This window comes from Streptomyces sp. NPDC057137 (assembly GCF_042670825.1).
GTDB lineage: Bacteria > Actinomycetota > Actinomycetes > Streptomycetales > Streptomycetaceae > Streptomyces.
Genome location: NZ_JBHUUW010000097.1, coordinates 1 through 23235, shown reverse-complemented (window position 1 = coordinate 23235; position 23235 = coordinate 1). Strand labels below are relative to the sequence as shown.

21 protein-coding genes and 1 pseudogene are annotated in these 23235 nt (G+C 68.9%); 11 read left to right on the top strand and 11 right to left on the bottom strand.

The features are described from left to right. Positions 1–288 precede the first annotated feature (288 nt). The 4 genes from ACFT9I_RS37805 to ACFT9I_RS37790 all read right to left on the bottom strand — a co-directional run bounded on the left by ACFT9I_RS37805 (position 289) and on the right by ACFT9I_RS37790 (position 4146). The gene (locus tag ACFT9I_RS37805; protein WP_382572044.1) at positions 289–729 is read right to left on the bottom strand and encodes a DUF6304 family protein; all 441 of its coding nucleotides are present in this window, start codon (positions 727–729) and stop codon (positions 289–291) included. A 101-nt stretch (positions 730–830) separates the two neighbouring features. Further along, on the bottom strand, positions 831–1409 hold the full coding sequence (locus tag ACFT9I_RS37800; RefSeq protein ID WP_382572043.1) for a dihydrofolate reductase family protein: 579 nt from the start codon (positions 1407–1409) through the stop codon (positions 831–833). A gap of 181 nt (positions 1410–1590) precedes the next feature. Further along, on the bottom strand, positions 1591–2631 hold the full coding sequence (locus tag ACFT9I_RS37795) for a family 2 encapsulin nanocompartment cargo protein polyprenyl transferase (RefSeq protein WP_382572042.1): 1041 nt from the start codon (positions 2629–2631) through the stop codon (positions 1591–1593). A gap of 108 nt (positions 2632–2739) precedes the next feature. After that, positions 2740–4146 carry a family 2B encapsulin nanocompartment shell protein gene (locus tag ACFT9I_RS37790; RefSeq protein ID WP_382572040.1) on the bottom strand — a complete coding sequence of 469 codons (1407 nt, stop codon included), beginning with the start codon at positions 4144–4146 and terminating at the stop codon, positions 2740–2742. A gap of 275 nt (positions 4147–4421) precedes the next feature. On the opposite strand from ACFT9I_RS37790, the gene ACFT9I_RS37785 reads away from it, so the two are divergent. The 5 genes and pseudogenes from ACFT9I_RS37785 (at position 4422) to ACFT9I_RS37765 (ending at position 9754) form a co-directional block, all read left to right on the top strand. Continuing rightward, entirely contained in the window at positions 4422–5012 is a 591-nt protein-coding gene (locus tag ACFT9I_RS37785) for an N-acetylmuramoyl-L-alanine amidase (RefSeq protein ID WP_382572038.1), read from the top strand. Next, positions 4901–5236 (top strand): annotated as a pseudogene (locus tag ACFT9I_RS37780) (hypothetical protein); the annotation flags it as partial. The gene ACFT9I_RS37785 and the pseudogene ACFT9I_RS37780, both read left to right, overlap by 112 nt. 76 nt (positions 5237–5312) lie before the next feature. Next, on the top strand, positions 5313–6944 hold the full coding sequence (locus ACFT9I_RS37775) for a recombinase family protein (RefSeq protein WP_382572037.1): 1632 nt from the start codon (positions 5313–5315) through the stop codon (positions 6942–6944). A 1045-nt stretch (positions 6945–7989) separates the two neighbouring features. Further along, the gene (locus ACFT9I_RS37770) at positions 7990–8721 is read left to right on the top strand and encodes an XRE family transcriptional regulator (RefSeq protein WP_382572036.1); all 732 of its coding nucleotides are present in this window, start codon (positions 7990–7992) and stop codon (positions 8719–8721) included. A 34-nt stretch (positions 8722–8755) separates the two neighbouring features. Beyond that, complete coding sequence (locus ACFT9I_RS37765) at positions 8756–9754, top strand: 1-aminocyclopropane-1-carboxylate deaminase/D-cysteine desulfhydrase (protein ID WP_382572034.1); 999 nt, start codon at positions 8756–8758, stop codon at positions 9752–9754. On the opposite strand, the gene ACFT9I_RS37760 is transcribed toward ACFT9I_RS37765, so the two are convergent. After that, the gene (locus ACFT9I_RS37760) at positions 9733–11331 is read right to left on the bottom strand and encodes a Na+/H+ antiporter (protein WP_382572033.1); all 1599 of its coding nucleotides are present in this window, start codon (positions 11329–11331) and stop codon (positions 9733–9735) included. The two genes, ACFT9I_RS37765 and ACFT9I_RS37760, sit on opposite strands and share 22 nt — an antisense overlap. 37 nt (positions 11332–11368) lie before the next feature. Here ACFT9I_RS37760 and ACFT9I_RS37755 point away from each other — a divergent pair, with 37 nt between their 5' ends. The 3 genes from ACFT9I_RS37755 to ACFT9I_RS37745 all read left to right on the top strand — a co-directional run bounded on the left by ACFT9I_RS37755 (position 11369) and on the right by ACFT9I_RS37745 (position 13263). After that, a complete protein-coding gene (locus tag ACFT9I_RS37755; RefSeq protein ID WP_382572032.1) occupies positions 11369–11629 on the top strand; it encodes a UBP-type zinc finger domain-containing protein in 261 nt (86 codons plus the stop codon). A 252-nt stretch (positions 11630–11881) separates the two neighbouring features. Next, a complete protein-coding gene (locus tag ACFT9I_RS37750) occupies positions 11882–12295 on the top strand; it encodes an anti-sigma regulatory factor (protein ID WP_023538758.1) in 414 nt (137 codons plus the stop codon). Continuing rightward, the gene (locus ACFT9I_RS37745; RefSeq protein ID WP_382572031.1) at positions 12292–13263 is read left to right on the top strand and encodes an RNA polymerase sigma factor SigF; all 972 of its coding nucleotides are present in this window, start codon (positions 12292–12294) and stop codon (positions 13261–13263) included. The genes ACFT9I_RS37750 and ACFT9I_RS37745 overlap by 4 nt, the downstream gene beginning before the upstream one ends. 74 nt (positions 13264–13337) lie before the next feature. Here ACFT9I_RS37745 and ACFT9I_RS37740 read toward each other — a convergent pair whose 3' ends face one another. Beyond that, the gene (locus ACFT9I_RS37740) at positions 13338–13766 is read right to left on the bottom strand and encodes a hypothetical protein (protein ID WP_382572029.1); all 429 of its coding nucleotides are present in this window, start codon (positions 13764–13766) and stop codon (positions 13338–13340) included. Positions 13767–13869: 103 nt separating this feature from the next. Between ACFT9I_RS37740 and ACFT9I_RS37735 the strand changes: the two genes are divergently transcribed. Both ACFT9I_RS37735 and ACFT9I_RS37730 read left to right on the top strand, forming a co-directional pair. Then, positions 13870–14838 carry a diacylglycerol/lipid kinase family protein gene (locus ACFT9I_RS37735; RefSeq protein ID WP_382572027.1) on the top strand — a complete coding sequence of 323 codons (969 nt, stop codon included), beginning with the start codon at positions 13870–13872 and terminating at the stop codon, positions 14836–14838. A 316-nt stretch (positions 14839–15154) separates the two neighbouring features. Continuing rightward, positions 15155–15412: a WhiB family transcriptional regulator gene (locus ACFT9I_RS37730; protein WP_004937597.1), complete on the top strand. Its 258-nt coding sequence runs from the start codon at positions 15155–15157 to the stop codon at positions 15410–15412. Between the two features lie 189 nt (positions 15413–15601). Here the strand turns inward: ACFT9I_RS37730 and ACFT9I_RS37725 are convergent, their stop codons facing one another. Both ACFT9I_RS37725 and ACFT9I_RS37720 read right to left on the bottom strand, forming a co-directional pair. Beyond that, the gene (locus ACFT9I_RS37725; protein WP_382572045.1) at positions 15602–17095 is read right to left on the bottom strand and encodes a histidine kinase N-terminal domain-containing protein; all 1494 of its coding nucleotides are present in this window, start codon (positions 17093–17095) and stop codon (positions 15602–15604) included. Between the two features lie 366 nt (positions 17096–17461). Then, a complete protein-coding gene (locus ACFT9I_RS37720; protein WP_382572026.1) occupies positions 17462–18550 on the bottom strand; it encodes an SIS domain-containing protein in 1089 nt (362 codons plus the stop codon). Positions 18551–18739: 189 nt separating this feature from the next. Between ACFT9I_RS37720 and nagB the strand changes: the two genes are divergently transcribed. Continuing rightward, positions 18740–19522 (top strand): glucosamine-6-phosphate deaminase, encoded by a 783-nt coding sequence (nagB, locus tag ACFT9I_RS37715; protein ID WP_382572025.1) that lies wholly within the window; start codon positions 18740–18742, stop codon positions 19520–19522. An 82-nt stretch (positions 19523–19604) separates the two neighbouring features. Here the strand turns inward: nagB and ACFT9I_RS37710 are convergent, their stop codons facing one another. The 3 genes from ACFT9I_RS37710 to ACFT9I_RS37700 are packed head-to-tail and all read right to left on the bottom strand — an operon-like array spanning position 19605 to position 23077. Beyond that, positions 19605–21152: a glycoside hydrolase family 3 protein gene (locus tag ACFT9I_RS37710; protein WP_382572024.1), complete on the bottom strand. Its 1548-nt coding sequence runs from the start codon at positions 21150–21152 to the stop codon at positions 19605–19607. A gap of 6 nt (positions 21153–21158) precedes the next feature. Continuing rightward, on the bottom strand, positions 21159–22061 hold the full coding sequence (locus ACFT9I_RS37705; protein ID WP_382572023.1) for a carbohydrate ABC transporter permease: 903 nt from the start codon (positions 22059–22061) through the stop codon (positions 21159–21161). After that, positions 22058–23077: a carbohydrate ABC transporter permease gene (locus ACFT9I_RS37700; protein ID WP_382572022.1), complete on the bottom strand. Its 1020-nt coding sequence runs from the start codon at positions 23075–23077 to the stop codon at positions 22058–22060. Before ACFT9I_RS37700 ends, ACFT9I_RS37705 begins: the two co-directional genes overlap by 4 nt. Positions 23078–23235 lie beyond the last annotated feature (158 nt).

Below are 23235 nucleotides of genomic sequence, written 5' to 3'. Positions count from 1 at the left end.
ACTGCTCCTCTATTCCGCTCTTTAATTTTTTTTTTTTTGGGGGTTTGTTGGGGTTTTTTTTTTCCTCCTACGCCGCCCCGCGTGTGGGGGTGCGGCTGCGCGCGGCCCCCCCCCCCCACGCCCGGAGTGCGTTCGCCGACTCTGCGTCGCGTACGCGCTCCAGGAACTTGGCGAACAAGGCATGAAGCAACCGCCCCGGCAGGCGTCGTGCACCTGCCGGGGCGGTTCGCGCCTTCGGAGAAGGTCGGGGGAAGGTCGGGGAAGGTCAGGGAAAGGGGGCCGGGAAGGTCAGGCGTTCACCAGGATCCTGCCCCCGAACTCCGTGTCGTCCGGCAGCTGTCGCTTGATCCGGTCGAGGGCGTCACGGAACCCCGCCCCGACGATGCCCGACTCGTAGGCCGCCCCGCCGCAGCGCAGCGTGAGGCTCAGCTCCGCCCGCCCGGACGGTGCGCCCGACGCTCGCTCATGGAGCGTCAGCAGGCAGCTGAGCGTGGCCTGTTGGACCGTGCCGCCCGTGTTGACGGGCATGGGTATGTCCCACTCCAGCACGCAGGACGACAACACGCCGCCCGCCTCCGTGGGTTCCAGCACGGAGAAATCGGCCCCCTCGTATGCAACTCCCCTGATGTGGGTACGGACTTGCCGCCCGTCCGCGATGATCGCGATGGGCTCCGCACCGCGGCGGTCCCGATACCAGCCCGCCCATGACTCCGTCGACTCCGCTGTCATTTCGCGGACTGTAGCGGTACGGGACGCTCCACCGCGCGCGTGGGTCACCGCTTCCGGCCGCCCCGCCCGGTGGATTCGCCGCGTCAGCCGCTTCAACCGCTTCAGCGCTTGCGGCTGTACGTCCTGACGACCACTCCGTTGCCGAAGGCGCGGTTGGATTCCAGCGTGAAGTCGGTCTGGGCGAACTCCGTGCCGAACATGGGCATTCCGGAGCCGAGGATGAGCGGATACGTCTTGATGACCAGCTCGTCCACCTCGTCGAACAGCTCGGCGGCGAGATTCGCGCCGCCACAGAGGTAGATCCCGAGACCCTCCTCCTGCTTCATCTTCCTGACCATGGCCGCGAGGTCCCCGGAGACGATCTCCACGGCCGGGTCGGGGCTCACGAGGGTCCGTGAGGCCACGAGCTGGCGCATATGCGCGTACGGACTGGTGACGCCGATGTCCAGTGCGACCTCGTAGGTGCGCCTGCCCTGGATGTTCGTGTCGAACTGCTTGTTCTCCAGGTGGTCGATACCCAGCGGCTGACGGCCGGGCGTCGGCAGCGTCTCGGGATACTCGTCCTTGAGGAAGGCGAGGAACTCCTCGTCGACGAAGCGGGTGAAGAAGCCCCCCTCACCGCTGGGGTCGCCGATGTAGCCGTCGATCGACGCGGCGATGAAATAGCTGAGCTTGCGCAAGCCGGACCTCTTTTGCGATGGGCGACAGAAGGTGTCACGGCCGGCGCCCGGAACCCGTCCGGGGCGCGCGGCCATGACCACTGCACCCATAGTGCTTCAACCGTAGTGGTTACGCAAGGTGTTTCCGCGCTGCGCGGCTTGCGGCGGGGCGCTCGCGGCCACCGGGCCCTGTCCGGTGGTGCTATCGCGTGCGGCGTGTGACGTATTCGGCCAGGGCCAGCAGATCACCCGCCGCCACCAGATCCGGGACCGCCAGGGAGAGTTGGTGGACCGCCCGCGCCATCCGGTCGGCCGCCTGGGCCTGCGCCCAGTCGCGCCCGCCGGCCCGCTCCACCGCCGAAGTGGCGCGTGCGACAGCGGCCTCGTCCATCGGCCGCCGGTACAGATCCGCCAGCTCCTCGGCGGCCGGATGCCCCGAGACCAGCGCGGCGACGACCGGCAGCGACTTCTTGTGGGCGACCAGATCGGCACCGGCCGGCTTGCCCGTACGCTCCGGGTCGCCCCAGATCCCGATGAGATCGTCGATCAGCTGGAAGGCCAGCCCCGCCTCCCGGCCGAACGCGTCGAGCGCGGCCACCTCCTCCTCGCCCGCGTCCGCGTAGAGCGCGCCCAGAGCACACGAAGTGCCCAGCAGCGCACCGGTCTTGGCCATCGCCATCGTCAGACACTCGTCCAGCGACACATCGCTCGGACCACGCAGCTCCAGCGCGCAGTCCGTCTGCTGTCCGGCGCACAGCTCGATGACGCAGTTGGTGAGCCGCACGGCGGCCGGGGACGAGGCCGGATGGCGGTCCTCGGCCAGCAGCCGCAGCGCCAGGGACTGCAGGGCGTCGCCGACGATGATCGCGTCGGTGGTGCCGAAGACCGTCCAGGCCGTGGGCCGATGTCTACGGGTCGGGTCCTCGTCGATCACGTCGTCGTGCAGCAGGGTGAAGTTGTGGGCCAGCTCGACCGCGACCGCGGCCGGGACGGCACGGTGCGGCTCCCCTCCGAGCGCCCGTGTCGCCGCGAGAACGAGCGCGGGCCTGATGGCCTTCCCCGCACCGCCCGTCGCCGGTGAGCCGTCGGCCTCCTGCCAGCCGAAGTGATATCTCGCGACGCGGCGTACGGCCGGGGGCAACGACTCGACCGCCGCGCGCAGTTCGGGTTGGACGACGCTACGCGAGCGCTCCAGGAGCGCCACGGCCTCGTGGCCATCGGTGGCGGCATCCGTGCTGGTCATGGTCAGGGTCACTTCCTCTGCGGCGGACTGGGCGGCTGCCGAGTGCGCGCCGGGTGGGGCCCGGCCGTACGGACGGACACGTTCGGGCCCCACCCGGCGCGTGTCACCTCAGTGCCAGCGGCTCACTTCCACGTTCTCCAGGACACCGAGGGCGTCCGGCACCAGGACCGCCGCCGAGTAGTAGGCGGTGACCAGGTACGAGATGATCGCCTGCTCGTCGATGCCCATGAACCGGACCGACATGCTGGGCTCGATCTCGTCCGGGATACCGCTCTGCTGGAGCCCGACGACCCCCTGCTCGGCCTCGCCCGTACGCATACAGATGATCGAGGTCGTCCCGGCGTCCGAGATCGGGATCTTGTTGCTCGGGAAGAGCGGCACCCCGCGCCAGGCCTGCACATGCGTGCCCGCGACATCCACCGTGGCCGGATTGAGCCCCCGCTTGTTGCACTCGCGGCCGAAGGCGGCGATGGCCCGCGGATGCGCCAGGAACATCTTCGAGCCACGGCGGCGCGACAGCAGCTCGTCCATGTCGTCCGGGGTGGGCGCCCCGCCGTGCGGCTGGAGCCGCTGCCCGTAGTCGCAGTTGTTCAGCAGGCCGAACTCGCGGTTGTTCACCAGCTCGTATTCCTGGCGCTCGCGCAGCGCCTCGACCGTGAGCCGCAACTGCTGCTCGGTCTGGTTCATCGGCTGGTTGTAGAGGTCGGCGACCCTGCTGTGGACCTTCAGCACGGTCTGCGCGACGCTCAGCTCGTACTCCCGCGGCGCCCCCTCGTAGTCCACGAACGTATGAGGCACCACGGCCTCGCCGACATGGCCGGCCGACAGCTCGATCGCCGCCTCGCCGTACTTGTTGGTCCGCTGCTCCGGGACGGACGCGAGCGAGTCCAGATGCGCGCGCAGCGACCCCGCCCGCTCCGCCAGGTTCAGCACGTCCTGCCGGGTCAGCACCAGCACCGTGCAGGCCGTCGCCGCACGTGCCGTGTACTGCCAGGTGGCCTCGTCGTCCACCAGCGCCTGTTCCCCGAAGTACGCCCCGTCGGCGAGGACTTCGAGCACCGTCTCATCCCCGTACGGCCCCTCCCCCACCTTCTCCACCTTGCCGTGGGCCAGCAGGTACACCCGGTCCGCGGCCGAGCCGGAGGCGACCACGGTCTGCCCCGCGCCGAACTCCTGCTGCTCGCAGCGGTTCGCCAGCTCGGCCAGGACCTGGTCGTCCTCGAAGCCACGCAGCGCCGGCAGCTCACCCAGCTCCGCCGGGATGACCGCCACCCGGTCGCCGGTCTGCACGAACGTCACACGCCCGTCACCGACGGCATAACTGAGCCGACGGTTCACCCGGTACGTACCACCCTGCACCTGCACCCAGGGCAGCATCCGCAGCAGCCACCGCGAGGTGATCTCCTGCATCTGCGGCGGTGTCTTCGTGGTGGTCGCCAGGTTCCGCGCGGCGTCCGTCCCCAAGCTCTGCTGGGAAGGCTGCTCCACCGTACGGACCTCGTCACCAACCGACATAAGTCTCCCTCTCGATCATGGGCTGACCTGCGTGAACAAGCTTTGCATCACGCTTGGTTGTCGCGCTATCACACAAATGAGTGGGACTGGATCACGGTGGTCGGGGCACGTTTGCGGCTTCTGTCATCCACGTGCAGACAGACGGCCGAAAGTGACCGGATCAGCTCGTACAGCGTGCGAATTGATGGTCCACTCCGCTGTGTTCGGGGAATAGGCCAGCGAAACGACCATCGAAACGAGACGCACGCTCCACATCCACCGGTCTAGGAGGCGACATGGCCACACCCATGTCTGCGAGCAGATTCATCGGCGCGCTGAAGGACGAGGGTCTGACCGTCGTCGAAGTCGGCGACTGGCGTACGCACAACCGCAATCACGTGGGGCCCTGGGGCCCGGTCCACGGCGTGATGATCCACCACACGGTCACCAAGGGCACGGCCTCCACGGTCGCCATCTGCCGCGACGGTTACGCGGGGCTGCCGGGGCCGCTGTGCCACGGCGTCATCGACAAGCGCGGCCGGGTGCACCTGGTCGGTTACGGCCGGGCCAACCACGCGGGCAGCGGTGACGACGACGTCCTGCGCGCCGTGATCGCCGAGACGGCCCTGCCGCCGGACAACGAGGCCAACACGGACGGGAACAGGCACTTCTACGGCTTCGAGTGCGAGAACCTGGGCGACGGCAAGGACCCGTGGCCCGCCGTCCAGGTGGAGGCCATGGAGGCCGCGGCGGCGGCGGTCTGCCGGGTCCACAAATGGAACGCGCCGTCGGTCATCGGCCACCTGGAGTGGCAGCCTGGCAAGATCGACCCCCGCGGCGTCTCCATGGCCGGCCTGCGCCGGCGCATCGACGAGCGGCTGAGCTAGGCCGCGCCCGGAGCCCTGTCCGGCAGATCCCGCCCGGCACGCGCCGGCGCGACAGTGAACGCGACAATGAATGTGTGACTCCGGAAGCGCTCGACCTCGCCGCCCTGCGGCCACGGCTGCCGTCACCCCTGCGGACCGTCGAGGACGAGCGCTTCACCCGCCGCGGCGTACGGCTGCTGCTGAAGCGGGACGATCTGATCCATCCCTCGTTGCCCAGAAACAAGCCGACTGGTGTAGGTCGGTCTGACCTGGGGCTTAAAGGGATGGACAGACCGGCTCACCCTGACCGAGGGTGGTCGTATGGGCACGGTCACAGATCCTGCCAAGTTGTGTGATCTGTATCTTCGTCGCAGCTCGTTGCAGGATGACAAGACGACACTGCAAGCACATGAACGTGATCTTCGGGAGCGCGCAGCACGTGAGGGCCTGACGGTCCGCAAGATCTGGAAAGAGGAGCTTTCCGCCTTCAAGGCGGGAGTCAAGCGCGAGGAGTTCGACGGTGCGATCTCGGCCGTGTTGGCCGGGGTGGTGCGTCACGTCCTGGTCTGGAAGCTCGACCGGCTGAGCCGCCGAGGCATGGGGCAGGTCGGCCAAGTCCTTGATCAGTTCGACGCCAAGGGCGCCCGCCTGCTGGCCCACATGGACGGCCTTGACAGCAGCATTCCGCAGCATCGAGGGCTGTTCGCGTGGCTGGCCGAACAGGCGCGTTCGGAGTCGTACAACACGTCCACTCGCACGCGCCGGACAAAGGCGGAGAAGAAGATCACGGGCGCTTGGCCGGGCGGGCAGCCTCCCTACGGACTGCGCGTACGCAAGGGCAAGACGTCCACGGAGCACCACCCCAAGGAGTACGACCACTCTCGCCGGATCGCTGATGGGCTGCTTGCGAACAAGGCGTCCGGAACGATCGCCGACGAACTCAACGCGGACGGGTTGACCACCCGGCGGGGCGGGTTGTGGCGGTCGTCAACGATCACTCAGCTTGCGCACTCCCCCGCGTGGGCGGGTCTGATGCCTGTTCACGAGCGGTACACGGACGCCAGGGGGCGGGAACGCTGGCGGGCTACGGATGAACCCTTGATCGGTCCCGAGGGCGCCCCTGTCCGGGTCGGAGCGGGTGTGATCACGGTGGGCGAGCGTGCCCACATTCTGGCCGGACTGCGGTCGCGTACGTCCGAGGGGCTGGCGACCGGAAGGCGCGGCAAGCCTGCCGCCCAGTCGCTCCTTTCGGGTCTCCTGAAGTGCGGACGATGCGGCGGCGGGATGACCAAAGGCGGACCGCAGTACAGGTGCTATACCCGCGTCAATATGGGCAAGTCCGCGTGCCTGGGAATGACAGTGTCGGTGGAAGAAATTGACGACGTTCTCGGGGCAGCATTCATGAACCGAGTGACTTCGTTCACGGATTCGCATGAACTGTTCCAAGAACTTGCACGCCGCTGGCTCTCCTACAAGGATCCGGAAGCCGACGCACGGCGGACGGAACTCACGCACGCACTGGACAATGCCCAGTCCCGACTGGATGGGTTGGACGATGCCTTTTACGTCCAGGGCCGATTCCAGGGACCAAAGGGGCAGCATCGCTACGAACAAATGCGTAGCGCCATCGCGGGCCAGATCGCAACGGTGCGGAACGAACTGACAGAGATCGGAGACTCCACGGATCTGATGATCCTGCGCGATTGGGAACTCCTCAACACGGCATGGCAGGAAGCTGACTTGACGCAGGCCCGCTCACTGTTGCGTGTGGTGCTGCACTCGGTGCGGCTGCTGCCTCCCGAGGGGCCGGGAAAGCGGTGTTCCTGGTACAAGCTCTACGCGCGCTGCTGCTTTCATTGGGTGGGAGAAAAGCAACAGCCCCTCAAGTTGGACTGGCATCGCCTGGACGGCGTGACGAGGTGCCTACCTGAACTCATAGAACAGGCGGCTTAGGCACGCGGCCGGCGTCGTGAGGCTTTGGGCGGGAGCTGCCATGGGGCGAGAGAGCAGGGGGCCTTACGCTCGTTCCGCGAATCGGGCGGGCTCCTGCCCTGCCCGCGTTGTCGACCGATTGGCCCCCTGGTCTTCGAGGCTCGCCCCATGGCGGCTGCCTAAAGCCTCACGGCGCCTGCCGCCCCCAGCCCCGAAGCCCATGACGGGCACGCATCGTGACGAGAGGGGGAGCGACAGGCAATGCGTTGGTCTGAATCTCTCGGCTCATAGAAGTCGGTTCCGCTGGCGGTGGGCACCCGGACGGGACCGGCCGCCAGGCCGCATGCCCGGACAGGGGGCCAGGCCGCCGGGCGGCGCCGTAGGCGCCCTTGAGTAAGTAAAGAAGAGTTGGACCGATCAGCCCCGGCCTCTCTGCCCATCCTGAACGGTTCGCCACCGAAAGGCACTTCGCCTCGTCAGGATCCGCTACGGGCTGTGCGGCTCATCCCTCCTCAGAGCCTCGGCCAGTTGCTCCACCATGTCAGCGGGCAGTACCCCGATATGCACCAACGGCCTTCCCGAGTAGGCCACCACGGGTCGCAGATGGCTGAACCAGTCGGCAGGAAAGCCACGGTCCGCCAGGACTTCCCTCAGGGCCTCTGTTGCCTCTCCCGCTGCTTTACGGCCGTCGCGCCACTGCTGCATCTCCAACGCGGCCACCTCCCGTGCCCTCGTCGGCGCTCCTGGTCCTGTGCGGGTGATTACGGATCTCGACGCTCGCGTTCGTCGCGGCCGAGTAGTCGCCTCTGTCCCTCGCCTTCTGTCGCTGCTTGGCCAACGCCGCACACACATCGCACCCATCGACCGGGCGTGGAGGCTCCGCCGGGAGAGCGAGGTGTACGGGTCCGTCCATCGTTGTCCTACGAGTCCTCATGGCCGGGATACTGCGTGCCCCCGGTGGACGTATGTCGCTGCGGATCAGGGACAGTTGGACCGTATGCGGCTACGGTTCAAGAAAGCCCAAACGTCGCTGGGGGAAGTCTTGAACGTCGCTCTACGATCGGCTATGGCCGACGCCCAGCTCTCGCCTCGAAAACTCGCTGCCCGTATCGGTGTGGCGCCCAAGACGGTGGAACGGTGGCTGGCTGACGCCGAGTTAGTACCTCATGCAAGGAACCGTGTCGACGCGTGCCGGGCGCTGAAGGTGGACGAAGAGATGATCTGGCCGAAGGTTGTTCAGGAGCGGGTGAAGACGGGCCATGACCGCGAACTGGCCCACGCCTACCCTTACCGTTCCGCCTGCCCGTCGACCGTGTGGGGTGAACTGATCGAAGGGGCCGACGCTGACATCTTCTTGGCCGGATACACGAACTACTTCGTGTGGTTGGAACAACCGGCGTTCGTCGACACTCTTCGCCGGAAGATCGCGTCGGGATGCCGCGTGCGCTTCCTGCTGGGTGATCCTGATGGAGAGGTGACCCGGCAGCGCGAGGCCATTGAGGACGTCGCCTTGAGTGTCGGCACGCGCATCAGGATCAGCCTGGAGCACCTCGGGCGCCTCGGCCCCCTCGACGGCCTTGAGACGCGCTTCAGCAGCCCGGCGGACGCCGTGAATCATGTGTCCTTGTCCGTGTTCCGGTTTGACCATGACGCGCTGGTGACGCCCCACCTGGCGCGGCTCGTCGGCCACGACTCGCCTCTCCTGCATCTGCGTCGCCAAGGGGACAGCGGGATGTTCGACAGGTTCGCGGAGCACGCCGAGGAATTGTGGGATCGGGGCGTACCTCAGACGCTCTGAGTGTGCGGCAAGAGGTCACGGCCACAATGGGAGCGTGACCGTAGATCTCTCCCTCGCGCTCCGGCCCCGGCCGCCCTCCCCTCTGGAGGAAGTCCATGACGACCGGTTCGCCCGCCGGGGGATTCGGCTGCTGCTGAAGCGCGACGATCTCATCCACACCACGCTGGACTGGGATACGGCTGCGCTTGGACCAGTGGACCTGTACCCTCCGGGCAACAAATGGCGGAAACTCGAACCGAACCTGCGGGCCGCCGCCGACACCGGCCATCAGGTCCTGCTGACCTTCGGCGGCGCGTACTCCAACCATCTGCGCGCCACCGCCGCCGCGGGCCGGCTGCTGGGCTTCACGACCGTCGGCGTCGTACGGGGCGACGAGCTGGCCGCCCGCCCGCTGAATCCCTCACTCGCCCGGTGCGTGGCCGACGGCATGCGGCTGCACTTCGTGGACCGGGCCACCTACCGCCGTAAGACGGAGCCCTCCGTACTGAGGGCGCTGCTGACCGCCGCCGCCGACGGGCTCACCGTGCCCCCTGAGCGGGTGTACGTCGTTCCCGAGGGCGGCAGCAACTCCCTTGCCGCGCAAGGCTGTACGGCCCTCGGCCGGGAGCTGCGCGGTGCGGCGGACGTCGTGGGGGTCGCCTGCGGCACCGGCGGCACCCTCGCGGGCCTGGCCGCCGGTCTCGGCCCCGGGCAGCGCGCCGTCGGCTTCCCCGTACTGAGGGGCGGCTTCCTGGCCGGCGAGGTCCGCGCGCTGCAGCTGGCGGCCTTCGGCGGACCCCGGGGCGACTGGCGGCTCGACGAGCGCTTCCACGGCGGCGGTTACGCCCGTACGACTCCCGCGCTCGACGCGTTCGCCGCCGACTTCGAGGACCGGCACCGGTTCCCCGTCGAGCGCCTCTATGTGGCCAAGATGCTGCACGGTCTGACCACCCTCGCCGAGGAGGGCGCCTTCCCGCCGGGCAGCACGGTCGCCGCCGTCGTCACCGGCGGTCCGGAACCGGACGGCGGGAGTCAGTCGGATTCCTCCCGGTAGGCCGCCGCCTCCTCCAGGTCCAGCCGGCGCAGCAGCGTCCGCAGCATCTCGTCGTCGATCCGCCGCTCGTCGCGCAGCGTCACGAAGACGTCGCGTTCGGCGCCGATCATCTCCCTGGACAGCCGCTGATAGGTGCGGTCGGCGGATTCGCCGGTCAACTCGTTGACGGTGCCGAGCCGTTCCCACACGGAGTTCCGCCGCCGCTCCAGCACGTGCCGGAGCCGGTCCGCCAGCGGATCGGCCAGGGCGTTGCGTTCGTCGGCGAGCAGTTCGTCCAGCCGCTGCTCGGCCGCCACCGACGCCCGGCTCTGCGCCTGCGCCTCGGCCAGGGTCTCGGCGTACTCGTCGCGCCCCGGCAGCTTCAGCAGTCTGATCAGCTTGGGCAGGGTGAGGCCCTGGACGACGAGGGTGCCGATGACGGTCGTGAACGTCAGAAAGAGGACGAGGTTGCGGGCCGGGAAGTCGCTGCCGTCGTGCAGGGTCCGCGGGATGGAGAAGGCGATGGCCAGCGACACCACGCCGCGCATGCCCGCCCACCCGACGACGAGCGGCGCCTTCCAGGTCGTGTCGGTTTCCCGCTCCCTGATCCGCTTGGACAGCATGCGCGGTAGGAAGGTGGCCGGAAAGACCCAGACGTAGCGGACCACGACGACGGTCACGAACACCCCGACGGCGTAACCGGCGACCTCCATTCCGCCGTAGGTGCCGAGCCCCTTCAGTACATAGGGCAGCTGGAGCCCGATCAGCGCGAAGACGACGGACTCCAGGACGAAGGAGACCATCTTCCACACGGCGCTCTCCTGGAGCCGGGTCGCGAAGTCGACCTGCCAGGACCGGTGTCCGAGGTAGAGCCCGACCACCACGACGGCCAGCACGCCCGACGCGCCCACCTGTTCGGCCGCCGCGTAGGCGATGAAGGGGATGAGCAGCGAGAGGGTGTTCTGGAGCAGCGCCTCCCGAAGATGCGTACGGAGCCAGTGGATCGGCACCATCAGTACGAGGCCGACACCGATACCTCCCAGGGAGGCCAGCGCGAACTCGCCGATCCCGCCGGCCCAGCTCGCGCCTTCACCGACGGCGGCCGCGAGCGCCACCTTGAAGGCGGTGATCGCGGTCGCGTCGTTCACCAGCGACTCGCCCTGCAGGATGGTCGTTATCCGGTTCGGCAGCCCCAGCTTGCGGGCGATCGCGGTGGCGGCCACCGCGTCCGGCGGCGCGATGACGGCGCCGAGGACCAGCGCCGCGGTCAGCGGCAGGTCGGGGATGAAGAGATACGCGAGGTAGCCGACGGCGAGCGTCGCGAACAGGACGTATCCCACGGAGAGCAGACCGACGGCCCGCGCGTTGGCGCGCAGGTCCAGGTACGAGCTGTCCACCGCGGCCGTGTGCAGCAGGGGCGGCAGCAGCAGGGGCAGGACGATGTGCGGGTCGAGTACGTAGCTGGGCACGCCCGGCACGTACGCGGCGCCGAGTCCCGCCGTGACCAGAAGCAGCGGTGCCGGCACGGGCGTCCTTCTGGCCGCCGCGGCGATCACCGCGCTTCCCGCCACCAGGGCGATCAGCTGCAACGGGTCCATGCCCACCGTCCTCCGCTAGCGTCGTAATCTGGCCATCATGAGTGAGTGCCAGCACGTTGCCGACCTCCCACGCCCCGAACCCGCGCCGCTGAGCGACACCTGCCTGGAGTGTCTGGCCTCGGGCAGCCACCACGTACAACTGCGGCTCTGTCTGGTCTGCGGTCATGTGGGGTGCTGCGACTCGTCACCGCACCGGCACGCCTCGCAGCATTTCAGGGATACGGGCCACCCCGTGATGCGTAGCTTCGAGCCCGGCGAGACGTGGCGATGGTGCTTTGTCGACGGTTCGATCGTCTGAGGCCTGGGTACGTCAACCATCCGCCCGTTCTTCGTAATTGGTTGCCGCACACCTCTAGCCACTGTCCGTGCCCATATGCCTACTATGAGTAACCGACAGCCCGGCTCTGGCCCGGGGGTCCCTGCGACACGGGACCATGGATCGCGATAGCGTCGCCAGTCCAGACCGGCTGCGTACCGACTACGTACCGCAAGGCTTCGGGAGATTCCCTTCCCGGAGCCCTGAGAAGCTTGTGCCACCTTGGAGGTGAGGGTGTCCCAGATCGCAGGCGAGCCCGGGACCCAGGACTTCGTGGAAGTCCGGCTGCCCGCTGCGGGTGCCTACCTGTCCGTGCTGCGTACGGCTACGGCCGGCCTGGCAGCACGCTTGGACTTCACCCTCGACGAGATCGAGGACCTGCGCATCGCGGTCGACGAGGCCTGCGCGATCCTGCTGCAACAGGCCGTACCGGGCTCCGTCCTCAGCTGTGTGTTCCGGCTCATCGACGACTCGCTGGAAGTGACCGTCTCGGCGCCGACGACCGACGGGCGCGCGCCGGAGCGTGACACGTTCGCGTGGACCGTGCTGTCGGCGCTCGCGGGCAAGGTCGACGCGACGGTCGCCGACGACCGCACGGTCGCCATCAGCCTGTACAAACAGCGCGGCGCGGGACCCGGGCCGGCGTGAGGAACGGGGACGGTCCGGTGCGTGACGAGGAGCGGGTTCCCCAGGATCCGCGCGAAGGGCATGAGGTTCCGGCGGATCCGGCGCTCGTGCCGTCGGGCATTCCGGAGCAGCAGGCCCGGCCCCATCCGGTGGACGGGCTTGACGGCCAGACGGCGGCGGAGCAGGCGCAGGCAGAGCGGGCGGCCACGATGAGCGAGCACAGGCAACACGATCCACATGACCGCAGCGGGGCGCGGGCGATGTTCATCGAGCTGCGCAAGCTGCCCGAGGACTCTCCGGAACGGGCGCTGCTGCGCAATCAGCTGGTGCGGATGCATCTGCCGCTCGTGGAGCATCTGGCCCGCCGGTTCCGCAATCGCGGTGAGCCGCTGGACGATCTGACGCAGGTCGCGACGATCGGCCTGATCAAGTCGGTGGACCGGTTCGACCCGGAGCGGGGTGTCGAGTTCTCGACGTACGCCACGCCCACGGTCGTCGGCGAGATCAAGCGGCACTTCCGCGACAAGGGCTGGGCGGTGCGGGTGCCGCGGCGTCTTCAGGAGCTGCGGCTCTCGTTGACGACGGCGACGGCCGAACTCTCGCAGCAGCACGGCCGTTCGCCGACGGTGCACGAGCTGGCGGAGCGGCTGGGCATCTCCGAGGAAGAGGTCCTCGAAGGGCTGGAGTCGGCCAACGCGTACAGCACGCTGTCGCTGGACGTGCCGGACACGGACGACGAGTCCCCGGCGGTGGCGGACACGCTCGGCTCGGAGGACGAGGCGCTGGAGAGCGTCGAGTACCGCGAGTCGCTGAAGCCTCTGTTGGAGGATCTGCCGCCGCGCGAGAAGCGGATCCTGCTGCTGCGTTTCTTCGGCAACATGACGCAGTCGCAGATCGCGCAGGAGGTCGGCATCTCGCAGATGCATGTCTCGCGACTGCTGGCCCGGACGCTGGCGCAGCTGCGCGAGAAGCTGCTCGTGGAGGAGTGAGACGCTCCTGAGATCGCCGGAGGGGCCGTACGCAGCCGCGTACGGCCCCTCGGGCGTTCGGGGTGGGAGACGTCCTAGGCGCGGTCCGGGCGCCCGATGCCGAGCGCTTCCGCGGTCGTCGGGTTGATCAGCAGGATCAGCGCCGTGACGGCGACCACCGCGAGCGCGATCCCGACCGGAATCAGCGCGCCGCTGGAGGTCAGCAGCGTCCAGGCGACCGGCAGCGCCATGATCTGGGTGGCGACCGCGGGGCCCCGGCTCCAGCCGCGCCGCAGCAGCAGTCCGCGGGCGGCGAGCAGCGGGATGGCGCCGAGGGCGACGAGGGTGACTCCGCCCATAACGGACTGCTGCGGGTCGTCGGGACGCCCGAGCAGCCCCATCACGAGCAGGTATCCGCCGCCGACGACGAGTGCGAGGGCTTCGAGCCCCGCGCAGGCGGCCGCCGCGGTCAGCCGGCCGGGGCGCGGGCTCGGATCGGGGGTGTTCTGGTCGACTCTGCTCACCCCAGCAGGGTAGCCGCCGGCTCCCGGCGACCGGCGGGCCCCCGGACGGCGCGCGGTCCGCCCGGGGACGGGGCAGGTGTCCATGGCCGGTAATCTCCTCCGTATGCGCGCACTCCTTGTGGTCAATCCGGCAGCAACCACCACCAGTGCCCGCACACGCGACGTACTCATCCACGCGCTCGCCAGCGAGATGAAGCTGGAGGCGGTGACGACCGAGTACCGGGGGCACGCCCGCGATCTGGGGCGGCGTGCGGCGGACTCCGACGACATAGAGCTGGTTGTCGCCCTCGGCGGCGACGGCACGGTCAACGAGGTCGTCAACGGCCTTCTGCACGGCGGTCCGGACCCCGACAGGCTGCCGCGACTGGCCGTCGTGCCGGGCGGTTCGACGAATGTCTTCGCCCGTGCGCTGGGGTTGCCGAATGACGCCGTGGAGGCGACCGGCGCCATTCTGGACGCGCTGAGTAACCGGAGCGAACGCACTGTCGGTCTGGGACTGGCGGCCGGTACTCCGGGAACCGACGATGAATCAGTTCCCGCGCGCTGGTTCACTTTCTGCGCGGGATTGGGATTCGACGCGGGAGTGGTCGGCCGGGTCGAACAACAGCGGGAACGCGGTAAGCGTTCGACGCACGCGCTCTATGTGCGCCAGGTGGTGCGGCAGTTCCTCGACGAACCCCATCGCAGGCGCGGCATGATCACCCTCGACCGGCCCGGTGAGAAGCCCGTCACGGACCTGGTGCTGTCGATAGTCTGCAACACCGCCCCGTACTCCTACCTGGGCAATCGTCCGCTGTACGCGTCTCCGGGAGCGTCGTTCGACACCGCTCTGGATGTGCTGGGACTGAGCAAGTTGTCGACTCCGGCGGTGGCGCGTTATGCGACGCAGCTACTCAATTCGACCCCCGATCGGGGCCCGCACGGCAGGCATGCGGTTTCCCTTCATGACCTGACCGACTTCACCTTGCAATCGAAGGTCCCACTGCCCTTCCAGATGGATGGCGACCACCTGGGACTGCGAACGAGCGTGACGTTCACAGGCGTACGCCGTGCACTGCGTGTGATTGTGTGAGTGGAAGTGGGGAAAGTCCTTTCACTCGAACGTTTAGGCTGGCATCCACCCCATGGAAGTACGGCTGTGACCGAGTCGACACCGAGGAATCAAAAAAAACTTTCCTGAAGGGGTTGTATCCGCCGCCGAGGTTTGCGAATCTCTACATGGCGCTCGGGACGGCCCGCAACACCGGCCTCCACTGAGCACCAGAACCCCTCCTCGAACCAGGACCACCCCAGCTTGTCTGGGCGTCGGCCCTTCCCTTGTCGGGGGATTCGTGAAAGCGTTCACATTCACAAGCAATCAGCACGTAACACCAAGAGAGGTAGCAGCCATGGACTGGCGTCACAACGCCGTTTGCCGCGAGGAAGACCCCGAGCTCTTCTTCCCCATCGGCAACACCGGTCCTGCGCTGCTGCAGATCGAGGAAGCCAAGGCCGTCTGCCGTCGCTGCCCCGTCATGGAGCAGTGTCTGCAGTGGGCGCTCGAGTCCGGTCAGGACTCGGGTGTCTGGGGTGGCCTCAGCGAGGACGAGCGCCGCGCGATGAAGCGCCGTGCCGCTCGCAACCGGGCGCGTAACGCGACCGCCTGAGACACCGCACCCAGCTTGAGCACGGCGGCGCGTACAGCGTGTACGCATAACCCCGCCCCCGAACCGCAGCGCGCAGTACCCCCCGATGCGCAACGTCACAGAGCTTGAGGCCGAGCCCCGGACCGTCACCACGGTCCGGGGCTCGTCGCTGTGAAAGACCTTCAGGACTCGGTCACTTGTGGGAGTCGGTCACTTGTGCGGCTCCACCGGGATGTCGAGGATCACCCGCGTGCCCCGCTCCTGGCCGGGAAGCATGTCGAACCCGCCGCCCAACTCCCCTTCCACCAGCGTCCGTACGATCTGCAGACCCAGGTTGCCGGCCCGTCGCGGGTCGAACCCCTCGGGCAGTCCGCGGCCGTCGTCCTGGACGGTGATGAGCAGCCGGGCGTCCGAACGGCCCACGTCGCCGGGACGTTTGGGCCCGTTCCCGCCGCTGCGGACGGCGTGCACCTCGACCGTGCCGCGCTCCCCCGTCTCGAAGGCGTGCTCCAGCGCGTTCTGCAGGATCTCGGTGAGGACCATCGAGAGCGGCGTGGCCACTTCCGCGTCCAGAATCCCGAACCGGCCCGTCCGGCGTACCGTTTTGCCCGGTGAGATCTCCGACACCATCGCGAGCACCCGGTCGGCGATCTCGTCGAACTCGACACGTTCGTCCAGATTCTGAGAAAGCGTCTCATGGACGATGGCGATGGAACCGACCCTTCGGACCGCCTCGTTGAGTGCCTCGCGGCCCTGTTCCGAGTCCATCCGGCGCGCCTGGAGCCTGAGCAGCGCGGCCACCGTCTGGAGGTTGTTCTTCACCCGGTGGTGGATCTCCCGGATCGTGGCGTCCTTCGTTATCAACTCGCGCTCACGGCGCCGCAGTTCGGTGACGTCACGGAGCAGGATCAGCGAACCGATCCGGGTGCCCTTCGGCTTGAGCGGGATGGCGCGCAGCTGGATGACACCGCCGGCGCTCTCCACCTCGGTCTCGCGCGGGGCGTATCCGCTGGCCAGTTTGACCATGGCCTCGTCCACGGGGCCGCGCGCCGGGGCGAGTTCGTCGGTCGTCTGGCCGAGATGATGTCCCACCAGGTCGGACGCGAGTCCCAGCCGGTGATACGCGGAGAGGGCGTTGGGGCTCGCGTACTGGACGACGCCGTCGACGTCGAGCCTGATCAGACCGTCGCCGACGCGTGGTGAGGCGTCCATGTCGACCTGCTGGCCGGGGAAGGGAAACGATCCGGCGGCGATCATCTGTGCGAGGTCGGAGGCGGACTGGAGGTACGTCAGCTCCAGCCGGCTGGGGGTGCGGACGGTGAGGAGGTTGGTGTTGCGGGCGATGACGCCGAGGACGCGGCCCTCACGGCGTACGGGGATCGACTCGACCCGCACCGGCACCTCCTCACGCCACTCCGGGTCGCCCTCGCGCACGATCCGGCCCTCGTCCAGCGCGGCGTCCAGAAGCGGCCTGCGGCCCCGGGGGACGAGATGGCCGACCATGTCGTCCTGGTAGGACGTGGGGCCGGTGTTGGGCCGCATCTGGGCCACGGAGACGTAGCGGGCACCGTCGCGGGTGGGCACCCACAGGACGAGGTCCGCGAAGGACAGGTCGGAGAGCAGCTGCCACTCCGAGACCAGCAGATGGAGCCATTCGAGGTCGGACTCGGTCAGGGCGGTGTGCTGGCGTACGAGGTCGTTCATGGAGGGCACACAGGCGAGCGTACCCGTGGGGTGAACCGGGGCGGTCCGCGCGACGTGGTGGTGGAAGGGGCCGGAAAATGCCCTTCCCGATCGATGGACAGATATGAATGGTCTAGTCCACAATGCTTAGGTAAAGCTTCCGCTCTCCCCGCACAGGAGGGCGGAACGGGGTAACCGGCGCTCTCTGCCCTGACTGCGTCGATACCTCTCTCACGGCCTTCGTGGCCGTAGCAACTCCGGGCTGCGGTGCCGGACGGGCTGAGGGTCCCGTCCTGGCGCCGCGGCCCGTGGGTGTTTCCGGGGGTCCGCACGCGGGTCGGCGGCTCGGCCCGGCGACTCACCAGGTCAGCGGGCCGGCGCGGCAGCTCAGTGGGTCTCGGTGACCTTGGCCAGCGCGCGCGGGGCGTCCGGGTCCTGGCCGCGGGCCATGGTGATCTCGTACGCCAGTTGCTGGAGCGGCAGGATCTCCAGGACCGGCTGGACCTCCTCGGCGACTCCCTCCGTAGGAAGCGCGAATCCCGCCGACGCGGCGGCGGCCTCGGACGCCGGCCCGACGACGCACAGGTCCGCGCCCCGGCCGCGCAGCCGTTCCAGGACCGGCTGGAGCGCTTCGCCGCCCCTGCCGTCGGTGACCACGGCGATGACCGGCGAGATGTTGTCGACCATCGCGAGCGGGCCGTGCAGCAGATCCGCGCCGGAGTAGGCGAGCGCGGGGATGTAGCTCGTCTCCATGAGCTTGAGCGCCGCCTCCTTGGCCGTCGGATAGCCGTAGCCGCGCGAGGTGATGACCATCCGCTCGGCGAAGCGGTAGCGGGAGGCCAGCGTGACCACCTCGTCCCTACGGGACAGGATCCGGTCCGCCAGGTCCGGCAGGACGTGCGCCGCGGCCCCGTCACCGCCGCCCAGGCCCTCGACGAGGAGGTAGAGCGACAGCAGGGAGGCCGTGTACGTCTTCGTCGCCGGGAGGGCCTTCTCCGGGCCCGCGAGGATGTCGATGTGGAACTCCGACACGGCGGCCAGGGACGAGTCGGGGTTGTTGGTGACGGCGAGCGTGATCGCCCCGGCCTCGCGCGCGGCCCGGGTGGACGCCACCAGGTCGGGCGAGCCTCCCGACTGGCTGACCGTGATCACCAGCACGTCGCGGAGGTCGGGCCGGGCGCCGAACGCCGTCGTGGTGGACATGGAGGACAGCCCGCAGGGCATGCCCCGGCGGATCTCCAGCAGGTACTTGGCGTACAGCGCGGCATGGTCGGAGGTGCCGCGCGCGGTGAGCAGGACGAAGCGCGGGGCGCGGGCGGCGACGGCGGCGGCCACCGTACGGACGCGCGGCGCGCCCTCCTTGAGGATGCGGCGCAGCATCGCGGGCTGCTCGGCCATCTCGGCGGCCATCATCCGGCCCGGCGGATCGGTCCGCGCGAGCCGTGCGGCCTCTTCGGAAGGGTTCGTCGCGGACATGGCGGGTGCCTCCACATCGCTGAAGATGACCGGGGGACGGCGCCCACGGGGCCCGCACAAGTCGACCACGGGAACGCGTTCCCCCGCCAGCGCAAGGGGGCGGAAGGGGCCGCACCGCCCCCGCCCGCTCTGCTAGATTGGTCTATACCACGAGACTCAGAGGACTCTTACCAGATCGGCAGGCCCAGCGTGGAAGTTGTCATCGTCCAGGACGCCAAGGCGGGTGGCGAACTCATAGCGGAGACCATCGCGGACCTGCTGCGCCGTAAGCACGACGCGCTGCTCGGGGTGGCCACGGGATCGACCCCGCTGCCCATCTACCAGGCGCTGACCGCCAAGGTCCGGGCCGGCGCGGTGGACGCCTCGGGCGCCCGTATCGCGCAGTTGGACGAGTACGTCGGGCTGCCGGCCGGGCACCCGGAGTCGTACCGCTCGGTGGTCCTGCGCGAGGTCGTCGAGCCGCTCGGGCTCACCGAGGACGCGTTCATGGGGCCGGACGGCGCCGCCGAGGACGTACAGGCGGCGTGCGAGGCGTACGACCTGGCCCTCGCCCAGGCCGGCGGGGTGGACCTCCAGTTGCTCGGCATCGGGACCGACGGACACATCGGGTTCAACGAGCCGTGCTCGTCGCTGGCCTCGCGCACCCGTATCAAGACGCTGACGCGGCAGACCCGGGAGGACAACGCCCGGTTCTTCGACAGCCCGGACGAGGTCCCGCACCACGTCATCACCCAGGGCATCGGCACGATCCTGGAGGCCCGGCACCTGGTGCTGCTGGCCACCGGCGAGGGCAAGGCCGAGGCCGTGGCGCAGACCGTGGAGGGGCCGGTGGCCGCCGTCGTACCGGCGTCGGCGCTGCAACTGCACGCGCACGCCACGGTGGTGGTCGACGAGGCCGCCGCGTCCAAGCTGAAGCTCGCGGACTACTTCCGCGCGACGTACGCCGCGAAGCCGGACTGGCAGGGCATCTAGAACCCGCCGTCGTCACATCCTGAGAAACCACCGGGCGGGCCGCTCATGCGGCCCGCCCGGTGTCTTGCGTACGACGCGACGCTCAGGCGCCCCGGCCCGTCAGGGCTTCCGCCGCCGCCCGGCCGCAGACGCGCGCGGCGCCGTACGTGGCGATGTGCGGGCTCCCCGTGGGTTCGGCGTGGTTGACACCCATCTCCACGACCGCCGTGTCCGGGCGGGCCGCGAGAATGCCCTCCAGTACGGCCGCCATCCAGGAGTGCCGGTGCGCGTCGCGTACGACGGCGACGATCCTGCGCTCCCCGGCCGCGGCCAGCACCTCGGCCGCGTCGCTCCCGCTGCCGTAGGTGTCGGTCTCGGTGCCCGGCAGCAGCGCCGCGAGTTCGGCGGCGACGCCCCAGGGGGTCTCGTCGCCGACGGCGATGTTCGCGACAGGTGCGAAGGAGGCGACGTACGGCGCCTCCTGAAGAGGTTCGATCGTGCCGGTCACCCGCAGGGCGCGGCGGGCCGCGACCAGACCGATGTCCGTTCCGCCGATGTCCGATCCGTCGGCGACAGCGGTACCGGTGCCGGGCGCGGTCCCCTCCTGTGCAGCCGCGCCCGGCCCCGAAGCCCCCCTCACCCGTCGCGTCCAGTCGGCGAGGGCGCGTACTCGCGCCGCCGCGTCGGCCAGTCGCTCCTCGGGCAGTTCGCCTTCCCGTACCGCGTCGACCAATGCGTCGCGCAGTCGCAGGACGGTTCCCTCGTCGGCCAGGCCGCCGCCGACACAGATCGCGTCGACGCCCGCGGCGATCGCCAGGACGGAACCGCGCTCGATGCCGTACGTCGACGCGATGGCCTGCATCTCGATGCCGTCGGTGACGATCAGACCGTCGAAGCCCAGCTCCTCACGGAGCAGACCGGTGAGGATCTGCGGGCTGAGAGTCGCGGGGCGGTTCGGGTCGAGCGCGGACAGCAGGATGTGCGCGCTCATCACCGATTTGGAACCTGCGGTGATCGCCGACCGGAACGGCGCCAGTTCACGGGCGTGGAGCGTGTCGAAGTCCACGTCGATGCGCGGCAGCGCGTGGTGCGAGTCGACGGCCGTGTCGCCGTGTCCGGGGAAGTGCTTGGTGCAGGCGGCCACCCCGGCGGACTGCAGTCCTTCTACATAGGCGGCCGTGTGCCGGGACACGAGCGCCGGATCGGCGCCGAAGGAGCGCACGCCGATGACGGGGTTGTTGACGTCGGAGTTGACGTCGGCGGACGGCGCCCAGTTGAGGTTGACGCCGCACGCGGCGAGCCGGCTGCCGAGCTCGCGCGCGACGGCCCGGGTGAGGTCCACGTCGTCGACGGAGCCGAGCGCGTAGTTGCCGGGGAAGGACGACCCGTCGCGTACTTCGAGACGGGTGACGTCGCCGCCCTCCTCGTCGATGGCGACGAGGACGTCGTCCCGCTCGGCCCTCAGCTGCGCGGTGAGCGCGGCCAGTTGGGCCGGCGAGGTGATGTTGCGGCCGAAGAGGCCGACGGAGGTGAGTCCTTCGCCGATGCGCCGCAGCAGCCAGTCCGGCGCCGTGGTGCCGTGGAAGCCGGGCTGGAGGACGGCGAGGGCGTCCCGGGTCAGGGTGTCGGAGCTGTGGGTGAGAGTGGTCATACGGCGCTATCCCTTTACTGCGCCGGATGTCAGACCGGTCGCCATCTTCTTCTGAATGATCATGAAGAACACCACCACCGGCAGCGCGATCAGGGTCGAGGCCGCCATCAGCGCCCCGTAGTCGGTGCCGCGCTCGGTGGTGAAGGTCATCAGCCACACGTTGAGCGTGTACTTGGAGTTGTCGTTGATCAGGATGTACGCGAAGAGGTACTCGTTCCACGCGTTGACCAGCGCGAAGATCGACGCCGCCGCGAGGCCCGGGGCCAGCAGGGGGAAGATCACCCGCCGGAAGGCGCCCATCCGCGTACAGCCGTCGACCATGGCCGACTCCTCCAGCTCCACCGGGATGTTCACGACGAAGCCGCGGATCATGATGATCGCGAACGGCAGCGTGGAGACCAGGTAGACGATGATCAGGCCCCAGTACTCGTCCAGGCCCCCGATCGCGTTGAGCTGCGCGTAGATCGGGATGAGCATCGCCGTCGGCGGCAGCATCTGTACGAGGATCAGCACCATCAGCAGCGCGCGGCGGCCGAAGAATCTGAACCGGCCGATGGCGAGGGCCGCAAGTGTCGCGATGATCATGCCGCCGACGACCGCGGTGACCGAGACGATCAGGCTGGACTGGACGGCGGTGGAGAAGTTCGGCTGGTCGATCGCGCGGGCGAAGTTGTCGAAGGTGAGCGACGACGGCCACAGCGTCTGGTCGTAGGAGCGGATCTCGTGGTTGGGCCGCAGCGAGCTGATGATCAGCCAGTACACCGGGAACGCCATGACGACGGCGAAGAGGAGACCCAGCACGTCGTAGATGCCGCGGCTCTTCTTGCGGTCCGGGCGCAGCTTCTGCTTCACGGCCGCCGGGGACGGGGCCGGAATCGGCGTGGGCGCGGTGGAGGTTGAGGTGCTCATTCGACCTCTCCTGTCTTCATGAGCTGACGCAGGTAGTACACGGCCACGCCGGAGAGCAGCAGGACGGTGATCAGTGCGATCGCGGTGCCCTGGCTGAAGGAGGTGGACTCGAAGGCCTTGGAGAAGGAGTAGAGGCCGAGGGTCTCGTACTCCGGTTCGGGCTTGTTGCCGCGCAGCAGCCAGATCTGGCCGAATACGTTGAAGTCCCAGATCACCGAGAGCGTGGTGACCATGACGAAGACCGGGCGGATGACGGGCCAGGTCACGTAGCGGAACACGCCGCGGACGTCGGCGCCGTCGAGGGCCGCCGCCTCCTCCAGCTCGCGGGGGACCTGGGTGAGGGCCGCGTACAGCGTGATCACGACGAACGGGATGGCGCCCCAGACGACCAGCAGCGTGATGATCGCGAAGCCCTGCCAGGGGTCGAGGAACCAGTTGTGGCCGAGGAAGTCGTCGCCGGCGACCTTGGCTATCAGGGTGTTCAGCAGGCCGTAGTCGGAGTCCGACAGCCAGCGGAAGATCGAGGCGGCGACCATCAGGGGCATCGACCAGGCGGCGATCAGTGCCGCGGTCAGTGTCAGGCGCACCCAGGTGGACAGCCGGGTCATCATCATCGCGACCAGCAGGCCGAGGACCATGGTGAGGCCGACGCAGACGACCATGAACAGGACGGTACGGCCGGTGACGGACCAGAATTCGGAGTCACCGAGGATGTTGGTGAACTGCTCGAAGCCGACCCAGGGCGGCGACTCCCCCGTCCACAGCTCGCGCCGGCCCAGGTCCTGGAAGGACATGATCACGGTCTTGGTGAGCGGGAACGCGTAGACGGCGGCGATGGCGACGATCGCCGGGAGGATCAGCAGGAACGGAAGGAGTTCGCCCTTCTTGCGGCGTCTCTTCCCGACGACCTTGACCGTCTCCTTCTCCGGGCCGGGCCGGCCGTCTGTCCCTTTCGGGTCACGCGGTACCGGGGGCGCCGGGGGTCCGGCGGCCTCCTGCGTGTCGGCAGCAGTCACGTGACTGACCTTCCGTTTCATTCTCTGCACCGAATCCGCGCCCGAGAGGGCGGGGGGCGGGGGGGCCGGGGGGACCGGCCCCCCCCCCCCCCGCCCATTATCCCACGGGCCGCCCGGGGGGGGGGCGGCCGCGGGCCAGGCGCGCAAGACCCTGGGTC